At 60.5% G+C, this 13,838-nt stretch carries 6 protein-coding genes and 1 pseudogene; 5 read left to right on the plus strand and 2 right to left on the minus strand.

Features of this window, described 5'->3' with window-relative positions:
• Window positions 1-5,164, minus strand: a pseudogene (locus CRX69_RS00005) (LapA family giant adhesin); the annotation flags it as partial.
• A 359-nt stretch (window positions 5,165-5,523) separates the two neighbouring features.
• Here CRX69_RS00005 and CRX69_RS00010 point away from each other — a divergent pair.
• From CRX69_RS00010 to CRX69_RS00020, 3 genes are read left to right on the plus strand one after another with little or no spacing between them, the layout of a single operon-like run.
• Window positions 5,524-6,873: a TolC family outer membrane protein gene (locus CRX69_RS00010; protein WP_047230445.1), complete on the plus strand. Its 1,350-nt coding sequence runs from the start codon at window positions 5,524-5,526 to the stop codon at window positions 6,871-6,873.
• Window positions 6,874-6,911: 38 nt separating this feature from the next.
• Window positions 6,912-9,068 (plus strand): type I secretion system permease/ATPase, encoded by a 2,157-nt coding sequence (locus CRX69_RS00015; protein ID WP_076383240.1) that lies wholly within the window; start codon window positions 6,912-6,914, stop codon window positions 9,066-9,068.
• A complete protein-coding gene (locus CRX69_RS00020; protein WP_047230443.1) occupies window positions 9,058-10,425 on the plus strand; it encodes an HlyD family type I secretion periplasmic adaptor subunit in 1,368 nt (455 codons plus the stop codon). The genes CRX69_RS00015 and CRX69_RS00020 overlap by 11 nt, the downstream gene beginning before the upstream one ends.
• Window positions 10,426-10,587: 162 nt before the next feature.
• On the opposite strand, the gene CRX69_RS00025 is transcribed toward CRX69_RS00020, so the two are convergent.
• Window positions 10,588-11,277, minus strand: coding sequence for an NYN domain-containing protein (locus CRX69_RS00025; RefSeq protein WP_107321352.1), 690 nt, complete (start codon window positions 11,275-11,277; stop codon window positions 10,588-10,590).
• 465 nt (window positions 11,278-11,742) lie between these two features.
• Here CRX69_RS00025 and CRX69_RS00030 point away from each other — a divergent pair, with 465 nt between their 5' ends.
• Both CRX69_RS00030 and CRX69_RS00035 read left to right on the plus strand, forming a co-directional pair.
• The gene (locus CRX69_RS00030; RefSeq protein WP_047230440.1) at window positions 11,743-12,522 is read left to right on the plus strand and encodes an efflux RND transporter periplasmic adaptor subunit; all 780 of its coding nucleotides are present in this window, start codon (window positions 11,743-11,745) and stop codon (window positions 12,520-12,522) included.
• A complete protein-coding gene (locus CRX69_RS00035) occupies window positions 12,519-13,838 on the plus strand; it encodes an efflux RND transporter periplasmic adaptor subunit (protein WP_107321353.1) in 1,320 nt (439 codons plus the stop codon). Before CRX69_RS00030 ends, CRX69_RS00035 begins: the two co-directional genes overlap by 4 nt.

Consider the following 13,838-nt stretch of genomic DNA (forward strand, 5'->3'; position numbering starts at 1 on the left):
CGACTGGAATGGTGATGCTCTGACCATTCGACAGGGTGATCACCAGCGGAGCGCCGGTCACCGGGGCGTTAACCGAAGCGGTGTAAACCACGGTGCCGCCTTCAGCCACGGAGGAAGTCGCGGTCAGGCTGACAGTCGAAGTATCAATGGTGTCAGTGACATCGGTGACGGCTGGAGTGGTGCTCGGCACCAGGTTCTCAAAGTTGCCGCCCGTGGCGTTGTCGATGCTGACTTCGACCTTGCCGGCGTCTTTGTAGACGTCGTCTTTTGGAGCATCGACGGTGACGGTGCCAGTTGTGGCGCCGGCAGCGATGTTGATTACAGCGCCGTTGCTCAAGGTCACCGTCACTGGCGAGCCAGCGGCATTGGTCAATGTCGCTGTGTAAACAATCGAACCGCCTTCAGCAACAGTGTCAGTGGCCGAGAGCGTCAGGCCAGTCGTGTCCTGAACGTCGGTAACGGTGGTGTCAGCCGGAGTGGCGTCGATGTCCAGTTTTTCGTAGTTGCCGCCTTGAGCATCATCAATCTTGACGCTCAGGTTATCGCCGCCGGCAAGAGCGTCGTTCTGCGTAACGAAGTTCACCGAACCGCTGCTGGAGCCAACCGGGATGGTGATGCTTTGGCCGTTGCTCAACGTCACGACCAACGGAGCGCCGGTGACTGGCGCGTTGACGGAAGCGGTGTAAACCACGGTGCCGCCTTCGGCCACATTTGCGGTCGCGGTGAGCGAAACCGTGCTGGTGTCGATGGTATCGGTCACGTCGGTGACGGCTAGAGTGGTGCTCGGCACCAAATTCTCGAAGTTACCGCCGGTGGCGTTGTCGATGCTGACTTCGACTTTGCCGGCGTCTTTGTAGACGTCGTCTTTTGGCGCATCGACAGTGACAGTGCCGGTGGTGGCGCCGGCAGCGATGTTGATTACGGCGCCATTGCTCAGGGTTACGGTCACTGGCGAGCCAGCGGCGTTGGTCAATGTGGCGGTGTAAACGATCGAACCACCTTCAGCAACGGTATCGGTTGCACTTAAGGTCAGACCGGTCGTGTCCTGCACATCGGTAACGGTGGTGTCCGCTGGAGTGGCATCAATGTCCAGTTTTTCGTAGTTGCCGCCCTGAGCGTCGTCGATCTTGACGCTCAGGTTATCGCCGCCAGCAAGGGCGTCGTTCTGGGTCACGAAGTTCACCGAACCGGAGCTGGAGCCAACCGGGATAGTGATGCTCTGGCCGTTCGACAGGTTGATGACCAACGGAGCGCCGGTGACCGGTGCGTTGACCGAGGCGGTGTAAACCACGGTGCCGCCTTCAGCTACATTCGCGGTCGCAGTGAGCGAAACCGTGCTGGTGTCGATGGTGTCGGTCACGTCGGTGACGGCTGGAGTGGTGCTTGGCACCAGGTTCTCGAAGTTGCCGCCGGTGGCGTTGTCGATGCTGACTTCGACTTTGCCAGCGTCTTTGTAGACATCATCAGTCGGCGCGTCGACGGTCACAGTGCCGGTAGTAGCGCCGGCAGCGATGTTGATCACTGCGCCATTGCTCAAGGTCACGGTGACCGGCGAGCCAGCGGCGTTGGTTAGGGTTGCGGTGTAGGTGATTTGACCACCTTCGGCAACCGAATCGGTAGCACTCAAGGTCAGGCCAGTCGTGTCCTGCACATCTGTAACGGTGGTGTCAGCCGGAGTGGCATCGATGTCCAGTTTTTCGTAGTTGCCGCCCTGAGCATCATCAATCTTGACGCTCAGCGAATCACCACCTGACAAAGCATCGTTCTGGGTAACGAAGTTGACCGAGCCGGAGCTGGAGCCGACTGGAATGGTAATGCTCTGACCGTTCGACAGGGTGATCACCAGCGGAGCGCCGGTGACCGGAGCGTTAACCGAAGCGGTGTAAACGACGGTGCCGCCTTCAGCCACGGAGGAAGTCGCGGTCAGGCTGACAGTCGACGTATCGATGGTGTCAGTGACATCGGTGACGGCTGGAGTGGTGCTCGGTACCAGGTTCTCGAAGTTGCCGCCCGTGGCGTTATCGATGCTGACTTCGACCTTGCCGGCGTCTTTGTAGACGTCGTCTTTTGGAGCATCGACGGTGACGGTGCCAGTTGTGGCGCCGGCAGCGATGTTGATCACTGCGCCATTGCTCAAGGTCACGGTGACCGGCGAGCCAGCGGCGTTGGTCAGGGTTGCGGTGTAGGTGATTTGACCACCTTCAGCAACCGAATCGGTAGCACTCAAGGTCAGGCCAGTCGTGTCCTGCACATCTGTAACGGTGGTGTCAGCCGGAGTGGCATCGATGTCCAGTTTTTCGTAGTTGCCGCCCTGAGCATCATCAATCTTGACGCTCAGCGAATCACCACCTGACAAAGCATCGTTCTGGGTAACGAAGTTGACCGAACCGGAGCTGGAGCCAACCGGGATAGTGATGCTCTGGCCGTTCGACAGGTTGATGACCAACGGAGCGCCGGTGACCGGTGCGTTGACCGAGGCGGTGTAAACCACGGTGCCGCCTTCAGCCACGGAGGAAGTCGCGGTCAGGCTGACAGTCGACGTATCGATGGTGTCGGTCACGTCGGTGACGGCTGGCGTGGTGCTCGGCACCAGGTTCTCAAAGTTGCCGCCCGTGGCGTTGTCGATGCTGACTTCGACTTTACCGGCGTCTTTGTAGACGTCGTCTTTTGGCGCATCGACGGTCACAGTGCCGGTGGTAGCGCCGGCAGCGATGTTGATTACGGCGCCGTTGCTCAGAGTCACGGTCACTGGTGAACCAGCGGGGTTGGTCAGGGTTGCGGTGTAAACAATCGAACCGCCTTCGGCAACGGTGTCAGTGGCCGAGAGTGTCAGGCCAGTCGTGTCCTGCACATCGGTAACGGTGGTATCAGCGGGAGTCGCGTCGATGTCCAGTTTTTCGTAGTTGCCGCCCTGAGCATCATCAATCTTGACGCTCAGGTTGTCGCCGCCGGCAAGGGCATCGTTCTGGGTCACCAAGTTGACCGAACCGCTGCTGGAACCGACTGGAATGGTGATGCTCTGGCCGTTGCTCAACGTTACGACCAACGGAGCGCCGGTGACCGGTGCGTTGACCGAAGCGGTGTAAACGACGGTTCCGCCTTCAGCCACGGAGGAAGTCGCGGTCAGGCTGACAGTCGACGTATCGATGGTATCGGTGACATCAGTCACTGCCGGAGTCGTGCTCGGAACGAGGTTCTCGAAGTTACCGCCCGTTGCGTTATCGATGCTGACTTCGACTTTGCCAGCGTCTTTGTAGACGTCGTCAGTCGGCGCATTGACGGTCACAGTGCCGGTGGTGGCACCGGCGGCGATGTTGATTACAGCGCCGTTGCTCAGGGTCACGGTGACCGGAGTGCCAGCGGGGTTGGTCAGGGTCGCGGTGTAGACAATCGAACCGCCTTCGGCCACTTCAGTGGAAGCTGACAAACTCAGGCCGGTGGCGTCCACCGAGTCGGTAATCGTCGTCACGGCAGGTGTAGTGCTTGGCACCAGGTTTTCAAAGTTGCCGCCKGTSGCACCGSTAATYGTGGTGCTGACGGTGCTGCCYTTGTTGTAGACGTCGTTGGCCGGGGTATCGACGTTGACGGWGCCGGTGGTTTGRCCGGCYGCGATGGTGATGACCGAGCCATTGCTCAAGGTCACGGTRACCGGCGTCTGGGCCGGGTTGGTCAGGGTGGCGGTGTAGGTGATCTGYCCGCCTTCYGTGATGGTYTCGCTGGCGGTCAYYGTCAGGCCGGTGGCGTCCACGGAATCGGTGATCGTCGTCACGGCAGGCGTGGTGCTCGGCACCAGGTTTTCAAAGTTGCCGCCKGTSGCACCGSTAATYGTGGTYCTGACGGTGCTGCCYTTGTTGTAYACGTCGTTGGCCGGGGTATCGACYTTGACGGTGCCGGTGGTTTGRCCGGCYGCGATGGTGATGACCGAGCCATTGCTCAAGGTCACGGTCACCGGCGTCTGGGCCGGGTTGGTCAGGGTGGCGGTGTAGGTGATCTGGCCGCCTTCGGTGACGGTGTTGCTGGCGGTCAAGGTCAGGCCGGTGGCGTCCACCGAATCGGTGATCGTCGTCACGGCAGGCGTGGTGCTCGGCACCAGGTTTTCAAAGTTGCCGCCKGTSGCACCGSTAATAGTGGTGCTGACGGTGCTGCCGTTGTTGTAGACGTCYTTGGCCGGGGTYTCGACGTTGACGGTGCCGGTGGTCTGGCCCGCAGCGATGGTGATGACCGAGCCATTGCTCAAGGTTACGGTCACTGGCGTCTGGGCCGGGTTGGTCAGGGTGGCGGTGTAGGTGATCTGGCCGCCTTCGGTGACGGTGTTGCCGGCCGTCAAAGTGACGGTGGTGGTGTCCACGGTGTCGGTGATCTGGGTCACTGCCGGTGTGGTGGGCAAGGTCACGGCAATGCCGGTGCCGCCAGTAGTGCCGGTGACGGTGACGCTGATCTGGCTAGGGTCGTTATAGACAGTGTCGTTCGGCGCCAGGGGGACGTTGACGCTGCCGGTCAGTTGCCCGGCGGGAATCACGATCACTGCGCCGTTGGACAAGGTCACGATCAGGTTGGTCTGAGGCGCCTGGGTGACGGTCGCGGTGTAGACCAGCACGCCGCCGGCCTCGGTCAGGGTCGGGGTGGCGCTCAGGGTCAACGTCGAATCAAGCACCGCGTTGGCAGTGGTATCGGCGTCGGTGTCGCCGCCGGTGATGTCATCGTCAGCGGCCACGGCTGCGCTCAAACCCTCAGTCGGGAACCCGATGGTCGGGTCGACGCTGCCAGCGGTGGCATCCAGCATCACAACGCTGTGGCCGCCACCGGCGGCCCCACCCGTACCTGCAGCAGTGGCGCCAGCGGCGGTGGCTTCAAGGGCGGTCGTCGGGTCGACGCCGGCGGCAATGGCCTGCTGCAGTTCTTCTACCGACGGCGCAGCCTGGGCAGTGGCCTGGGCGAGATCGGTGGAGGAGTCCGGGGCAGTGGCGCTCCACTGGGTGTCGCGACCCAGGTCCAGCGTGCGCCCATCGGCCAGTTCCAATGTAACGGCGCCAGCAGCGCCGGTGTCCAATTGATCGCCTGTGGACAGGCGGTCACCTTCAATGAGCACACGCCGGATGCCTTCGGGGGATACGACGAAAACCTGACCAACAATGCTTTTGACGACGGCAATAACACTGCTCATTGAAGACTCTCCGGGTGCCACGTTCAGTAGACTTCCATGTACCGAACAGCCTCTGGCTGCGCCGGTCTGGACGCTCTTGCTTCGCTAAATAAGGTTGTTTTGACGCTTCATGACGTCAATATTTTGGCTTGGTTTTTTTGATTTTTTTGTTTATGCCAAACTATTGACCTTCTGCTGGCCATCCTAAACAATCGCTTCAGTAATGTCACATTGATATTTAAGCGGCGACCTGTTCTTTCGGTGCATGATTCACTGCCTGTTTCGAACTTTCCGACATACGGTCATCCCGGTTGCCATCATCCGATGCAGCGCCACCTTTCGCTGTGATTCAAGACAAGAGTTTCGGGAATAATCCAACCATGCGTTTGCACCTGTTCAAGGCTTTACCTTTCGCCCTCGCCGCCAGTTTCGTACAAGCACAAACCTTGCCGCAGGCTATGCAACAGGCGCTGGATGTCCATCCTGAGATTCAGGCCGGTGTGAACAGCCGACTGGCGGCGGACTACCAACTCAAGGCCGCTAAAGGCGGCTACCTGCCTAGAGTGGACCTTGCGGCGGGGTACGGTCGCGAAGGTACTGACAGTGTGACGACCCGCTCGGGCAGCAATAATCATTGGGAAACCTTGAACCGTAGCGAGTCCAGCCTGCGCCTGACGCAAATGGTTTTTGACGGTTTTGCGACGTCCAGCGAAGTGGGGCGTCAACAAGCCACCGTGAATGCCCGTGCCTATTCCTTGCTGGACGCGTCCGAGCGCACCGGATTGACCGTGGCCCAGGTTTATCTGGACGTGCTGACCCGACGCGAGTTCGTACGTCTGGCCGAGGAAAACCTCAAGAGTCACGAGCGCATCTTCGATCAAATCAAGCTGCGCACAGACCGTGGCGTGGGCAGCGGCGCCGATCTGGATCAGGCTGAGGCGCGCATGGCCCAGGCCCGCAACAACCTGATCACCGAGCAGACCAATCTGGCCGACGCCGAGACCAACTACCTCAGCGCCGTGGGCCAGATGCCCGACCAGCTGGAACGTCCCGCCGATTTTCTGGCGCTGTTGCCGGCCAACCTGAACGAAGCCCGTGCCCAGATGCTGGAGAACAGCCCGGTGTTGCGTTCCGCCGAAGCCGACATCGCGGCCGCCGAGCAACAGTACGAAGCCGCCAAGTCGAGCTTCTACCCCCGCTTCGACGCCGAGTTGGGCCGTACCGCCGACAACGATCTGGATGGTCAGAACGGTCACAACAACGAATGGCAAGCCATGCTGCGCATGCGTTTCAACCTGTACGCCGGTGGTAGCAACAAGGCGGATCTGGAGTCCAAGTCGTATCTGTCGAACCAGGCCCTGGACATCCGCAACAACGCCCTGCGTCAACTGACTGAAGAGTTGGGCCTGGCCTGGAACGCCCTCAACAACGCCAACGCCCAGGTACCGATTGCCCAGCAGTACGTCGATCACAGCGCCAACGTACGCACCGCCTACCAGCGGCAGTTCGGTCTCGGCGAGCGGACCCTGCTCGACTTGCTCGACAGCGAAAACGAGCTGTTCAGCGCCTCCCGCCGTCTGGCGGAGATCAAGAACGTGCAGTTGTTCAGCCAATATCGGATCAAGGCAACCATGGGGCAGTTGCTCAAAAGTCAGGGGGTTGTCGCGCCGTTGGCATCCGTTGTGCAGAATGACGTCAAGCCCAGGGTCCAGTTGCCTGGGATGAATTGAGTCATCCATCCCGTTTTGATCAGCAAAGAGTGCCCAGCGTGGAATCAGAAGTCAGTCGAGCCGAACTCATCCATGATCCACGCACGCTGCACGACGACCCATTGCTGGACGGCTTGCTGGCGCTTTGCATGCTCCATCAGAAGCCGGCCAGCGCGGCGATGCTCACCACCGGCCTGCCGTTGCCCAAGCAACGGCTGAGCGTCGAATTATTGTCGCGAGCGGCAGCACGTGCCGGTCTGCAAGGCCGGGTGCTGCAACGCAAGCTCGAGCAGATACCGACCATCGCCATGCCGGCCCTGCTGTTGCTCAAGGAGGGTCGTAGCGCGGTGTTGCTCGGCTGGGTCGGCGATGACCAGGCGCGTCTGCTGCTCAGCGAAAGTGATGGCGGCGAAGTGACGGTCAGCCGTGAACTGCTGGCCGACGACTACAGCGGCAAAGTGTTCTTCGCTCAACCGCAACACAAATTCGACGTGAACCACGGCACGCTCATTCCTCGGGCGCGTTCGTGGTTCCGCGACACGCTCAAGCGCTCGCGCTGGCTGTACGCCGACGCCATCGCTGCCAGCTTGCTGATCAACATTATCGCCATGGCGGCGCCGCTGTTCGTGATGAACGTTTACGATCGCGTGGTGCCGAACCAGGCCGAGTCCACCCTGTGGGTGCTGGCGATCGGTATTACCGGCGCCTATGTGTTCGACCTGATCCTCAAGATGTTGCGCAGCCTGTGCCTGGACCTGGCCGGCAAGAAAACCGACCTGATCATTTCGGCGACGCTGTTCGAGCGCATCGTTGGCATGGCCATGAAGTATCGCCCGGCACGGGTGGGCAGCTTTGCCCAGAACATCCATGAATTCCAAAGCCTGCGGGACTTTCTCGCCTCGCTGACCCTTACCAGCCTGATTGACCTGCCGTTCACCTTGCTGATTTTCATGGTCATCGCGATCCTCGGTGGGCATCTGGTATGGATTCCGGTGCTGGCCTTTCCGATTGCCCTGCTGATCGGCTACGCCTTGCAAAAGCCCCTGGTGGCGACCATGGAGCGAACCATGGCCCTGGGCGCCGAGCGTCAATCCAGCCTGATCGAAACCCTGGCCGGTCTGGATGCGGTGAAGGTCAACAACGCCGAGAGCGAGCGCCAGTATCAGTGGGAACAAACCATCGGCACCCTCAGCCGCCTCGAGCTGCGGGTCAAGATGCTGTCCGGCCTGGCGATGAACATCACCTTGCTGATCCAGCAGTTGGCCGGGGTGATCATGATTGTCTTCGGCGTCTATCAGATCATTGCCGGCAACCTGAGCATGGGTGGGTTGATCGCTTGCTACATGCTCAGTGGCCGCGCCCTCAGCCCATTGGCGTCGCTGTCGGGTCTGTTGACTCGCTATCAGCAGGCGCGGGTGACCATGGTTTCGGTCGATCAGATGATGGAGCTGCCCCAGGAGCGCAACTTCGAAGAGCGCCCGTTGAGCCGTAAGGTCTTGCAGGGTGCCATCGAATGCCGTCAGTTGAATTTCACCTACCCGAACCAGCAGAACGCTGCGCTGAAGAACATCAACCTGGTGATCAAGCCCGGGGAAAAAATCGGCATCATCGGTCGTAGCGGCTCGGGCAAGAGCTCCCTGGCCAAGTTGCTGGTGGGTCTGTATCAACCGGACGACGGAGCGCTGTTGGTGGATGGCGTGGACATTCGCCAGATCGACGTCAGCGAGCTGCGCTACAACATCGGTTATGTGCCGCAGGATATCCAGCTGCTGGCCGGTACCCTGCGGGACAACCTGACCTCCGGCGCCCGTTACGTCGAGGACGAACTGGTGCTCCAGGCCGCCGAACTTGCCGGTGTGCATGAGTTCGCGCGCTTGCACCCGCAAGGCTATGAACTGCAAGTTGGCGAGCGCGGGCAGAACCTGTCCGGCGGCCAGCGACAGAACGTCGCCCTGGCCCGCGCGCTGCTGCTCAACCCGCCCATCCTGCTGTTGGATGAACCCACCAGCGCCATGGACAACACCGGTGAGGAACGCTTGAAACAGCGCCTGGCCGCCGTGGTGGAAAACAAGACCGTGCTGCTGGTGACGCATCGGGCATCCTTGCTGTCGCTGGTGGACCGCCTGTTGGTGATCGACCGTGGGCAGATCCTCGCCGACGGCCCGAAAGCCGCGGTGATGGAAGCGTTGAAGAAGGGGCAGATCAGTGTTGCTTAAGTCGGGTTTGAAAAATGCCGTGGGCCGCTATTTCAAGGGCTCGGACTCGCTGCATGGCCAGCCTCTGCCTGAGGTCAACAAAGCCCTGATCGAAGACGCTCCGCGAGTGGTGCGGCTGACGATCTGGGGGATCATCGGCTTCTTTGTCTTCCTGTTGCTGTGGGCCAACTTCGCGCAGGTCGACGAAGTGACCAAGGGCGACGGCAAGGCGATTCCGTCGTCCAAGATCCAGAAGATCCAGAACCTGGAAGGCGGGATCGTTGCCGAGCTGTTTGTCAGCGAAGGGCAGATCGTCGAGGCCGGCGCGCCGTTGATTCGCCTGGATGACACTCGGTTTGTCTCCAACGTTGGGGAGACCGAGGCTGATCGTTTGTCCATGTTGTTGCGGGTCGAGCGGCTGAGTGCCGAAGTCGATGACCGGCCGCTGAACTTCCCGGAGGACGTGCTCAAGGCGGTTCCGCGCCAGGCCGCCAGCGAAGAGTCGCTGTACATCAGCCGCCGCCAGCAACTGCACGATGAAATCGGCGGGTTGCAGGAGCAGTTGATCCAGCGTCAGCAGGAGTTGCGCGAGTTTGTTTCCAAGCAGTCGCAGTACCGCTCCGCCCTGTCGTTGCAACGCCAGGAGATCAACATGTCCGAACCGCTGGTAGCCCAGGGTGCGGTGTCACCGGTGGAAGTGCTGCGGCTCAAGCGGGCTGAAGTCGAAACCCGTGGGCAACTCGACGCCACGACACTGGCGATTCCCCGCGCTGAATCGGCGATCAAGGAAGTGCAGCGCAAGATCGATGAGACGCGTGGCAAGTTCCGCAGCGAAGCCCTGACCCAACTCAATGAGGCGCGTACCGACCTGAACAAGGCCCAGGCCACCGGCAAGGCTTTGGAGGATAGGGTAAGCCGTACACTGGTCACCTCGCCGGTGCGGGGTATCGTCAACAAGTTGCTGGTGAACACCATCGGCGGGGTCATCCAGCCCGGCAGTGACCTGGTGGAAATCGTGCCCCTGGATGACACGCTTCTGGTGGAAGCGAAAATCCGTCCCCAGGACATCGCCTTCCTGCACCCCGGCCAGGACGCCACGGTGAAATTCACCGCGTACGACTACACCATTTACGGTGGGCTGAAAGCCAAGCTGGAGCAGATCGGCGCCGACACCATCACCGACGAAGACAAGAAAACCACTTACTACATCATCAAGCTGCGCACCGAGCGCAGTCATCTGGGCACCCCTGAAAAACCCCTGTTGATCATCCCGGGCATGGTGGCCTCGGTGGACATCATCACCGGCAAGAAAACCGTACTCAGTTACCTGCTCAAACCCATCATCAAGGCCCGGGCCGAGGCGTTGCACGAGCGGTAGTGTTTGAGCGGGCCTCCTCGTCACAAATGCTGAGTTGTCTGGGCTGACGTCGTCGCGAGCAGGCTCGCTCCCACAGGGTGACTGGCTGTGTCGCGATAGTGCTTTGCCACGGTAGGACTAGAGGTATCGGAGCTGGGCGTCGGTATATCCGGCTGCAGGGGTTTACCAGTAATCCGGTTTGATAGCGGGGGCTTTGTGGGTGGGTACTCGGGTGGGGAACTGGTGGGATTGGAGTTCCTCGCAGGTGACAACGCGGCGTGTCCAGTGGGCGTGCTGCTTTAGCGAACCTGGAGACGGGCGATTCAGCTCGGCTCTGTGGGGAAGAATGACGCCGACGGTTATTTCAGGAAAGTCTTCTCGTACGGCTCTCAAGGCCGGCGTCATGTCGGTATCGCTGGATACAAGCACCAACTGCTCCAACCGTTCATGATGCTTCAGTTTCGTTTGCTTGGCAGCGGTTCGATACATGCTGATTGCCATGTGAACGTCCGTTTCTTTCTCCTCCAGCTTCCAGATGTCGACTTTGTCGTTGCGAGACGCTTTCGTCTTTCTATCAATAAAGCGAGGGACCTTGGCAGGTTCAAGTTGATGGTGACCGTAATGGACACAGATATGGGTGCTCTTCAGGGCGCGAATATAAGTGTCTTGCGCTTCTTTTGATGCTTGACCCCGGGTGGCCAATGACGGTTTGACCGAGGAGGTGAAGTAATCAACCGAGGAAGTGGTGCTCTGCGGATTTTCGATATGCGCGATATGCGACAACAGACTTCGCAGATCCAGCCACTTGTAAGGTGTGTCCGCGAGCAGCCCATAGAACAGGTTGTAGCCATCTACAAAAAATGCGGTTCGCACAAGCTCAATCCCCAGAAACGAAAAAACCGGCCTAAGCCGGTTTTTTCACCCCAACAGCCAGAAAATTGAATCTCTGCGTACGGGGTTGAGTAAAGCCATCCTAAGTTGAGCGTGACATGGCGTCAACTGCTGTTTGGTTTACCTTTTTTCACCGGCAGATCAGTGTTGAGCGTATGCGCGGTGGGAGGTCAAACTCATTCTTTGTTTGATCTGTCAGTGTTTATTACGAAATTGAGGGCTCCTGCGGAGAATACGAGAGATCCATCACCGAAAGCCGTTTTGTATGAGTGGAAGCTCTCAAGATTCTGTGGGATTTGATACCGACTCATCCCAGCAAAAACCGAGCGCTTTTTGATCTCCTCTTTGGTCTTTTTGAAACAAGAGATTGCTTCCTCCTCCCTGCTACTCCCTTGACGCCCCCCACCGCTGTCGTAGACTCCGCCCATCCGTCAGGGAGTAACGGTTATGCGGCGTTCAGGTAGTTGGGTTTGGGGGTTGGTCTTTGTAACGTGCTGGGTGCAGGCGCAGACGCCTGTTTCCGATGATCCGCTGCTCGAGAGCGGCGTCAGGGCCAGTGCACCGAGCGGCAATGAGGCGCGTGGGGTGCTTCGGGCACGGGATCAGGCGGTGCTTGCCAGTGAGTTGGCTGGACGAATTGTCGAGTTGCCGTTCAGTGAGGGGGAGTCGTTCAAGCAGGGCGATACCCTGGCGCGTTTCGATTGTTCAGCGTACCAGGCTCAGCTCAATGCAGCTCGGGCCGCGAGCCGTGGTGCCAGTGAAGAACTGGCTCATAACAAGCAATTGGCGGCGTTGAAATCGGTCGGGCGTTTCGAAGTGGCACGCGCCGAGGCCAGGCTCAGCGAAGCGCAGGCGCAATCCCAGGTTTATCAGGTCCAGGTCAAGCGCTGCAGCGTGATCGCGCCGTTCGATGGACAGGTGGTGGCGCGCGAGGTGCAGCGCTATGAAAGCGTGGCCGCCGGCGCGCCGTTGCTGGACGTGGTGGACAACCGCACCCTGGAAATCCATCTGCTGGTGCCTTCGCGCTGGATGGGCAGGCTCAAGCCGGGCCAGTCCTTCACCTTTGTCCCCGATGAAACCGGCCAGCCGCTGCAAGCGACGGTCAAACGCCTTGGCGCGCGCATCGACGAGGGCAGCCAGACTTTGCTGCTGGTGGCGACGCTGCCTGACGCCAAGGGGCTGTTGTCCGGCATGAGCGGTACGGCGCGTTTCGCGGAGTTCAAGTGAACGCGCCGATCACGGGCAGCGCCGAACAGGTATTTGCCCGATTCCTCGACCTGGAGCGCCAGACGCGGGCTGCGCGTACCCCGGCGCAACTGAGTTACAGCCTGGTCAACGATGGTCAGGCCCTGTTCGGGTTCCGACATGCCGCGTTGTTGATCGCCGGCAAGGTCCAGGCGGTGACCGGCGTCAGTGCCGTGGATCCGAACGCACCGTTCGTGGCGTTTGTCGAGCAGGCGGTGGCGCAGCTGTTCAAAAAAGGCTTGCTGAACCAGGCCCGGGTTATTGCCGCCGATGGGGTGAGCGACTCCATTCAGGCGGACTGGCGAAGCCTGTCGGCGGGGCAGGTGTTCTGGCTGCCGTTGATCGATCATCAGGGGCAGGTGTTCGGCGGTTTGTGGCTGGCCCGTGACCTGCCATGGCCCCCCTCTGAACAAGTGCTGCTGTCGCAACTGGGCGACACCTATAGCCACGCCTGGCTGACGCTGCAACCGCGCAAACCGTGGCGCTTGCGCTGGACCCGCAAGCGTCAGGTCGCCTTGGTGGCGGTGCTGCTGTTGGGCTTGCTGGTTCCTGTCCGTCAGTCGGTATTGGCCCCGGCCGAAGTGGTGCCGCTGGGCGGGCAGGTGGTGGCGGCGCCTTTGGACGGGGTGATCGCCCAATTCCTGGTCAAACCCAACCAGAGCGTCAAGAGCGGCGACTTGCTGTTGCGCTTCGAAAGCACCAGTCTCAAGGCCCAGGCCGATGTGGCCGAGCGCGTGTTGGGCGTGGCCGAGGCGGAACTCAAGGCTAACGCTCAGCGCGCGTTTGCCGATGCCGAGTCGAGTTCGAAGATTGATCTGTTGGCCGCTCGCGTCGAGCAGAAACGCGCCGAACGCGACTATGCAATCGAGTTGCTCAAGCGCAGTGAAGTGCGCGCCGAACGGGACGGTATTGCGGTATTTGCCGATGCAGAACGTTGGCTCGGCAAGCCGGTGCAGACGGGGGAGCGGTTGATGGAAATCGCCGACCCGAACCAGGCCGAATTGCGTATTGAGCTGGCGGTGGGCGACGCGATTGACCTGGCCCCCGGTGCCCAGGTGGCGTTGTTCCTCGACAGCGACCCGTTGCAGCGACACCTGGCCAGGCTCGAACGTTCGGCCTACGAGGCGCAACCCACAGCTGCCGGGCAACTGGCGTATCGCCTGGACGCGCGTTTCGATGACGCGGCGCCGCGCATCGGCCTGCGGGGCACGGCGAAAATTTTCGGCGATCGCGCCCCGCTGGCGCTGTACCTGTTGCGTCGACCACTGGCCGGCTTGCGCCAGAGCGTGGGTCTGTAG

It is taken from the genome of Pseudomonas rhizophila (genome assembly GCF_003033885.1).
Taxonomy (GTDB): Bacteria; Pseudomonadota; Gammaproteobacteria; order Pseudomonadales; family Pseudomonadaceae; genus Aquipseudomonas; species Aquipseudomonas rhizophila.

Excerpts from the sequence above, each read along its gene's own strand:
- CRX69_RS00010 (WP_047230445.1), top strand. The coding sequence starts at position 5,524 with ATGCGTTTGCACCTGTTCAAGGCTTTACCTTTCGCCCTCGCCGCCAGT.
- CRX69_RS00030 (WP_047230440.1), top strand. The coding sequence starts at position 11,743 with ATGCGGCGTTCAGGTAGTTGGGTTTGGGGGTTGGTCTTTGTAACGTGC.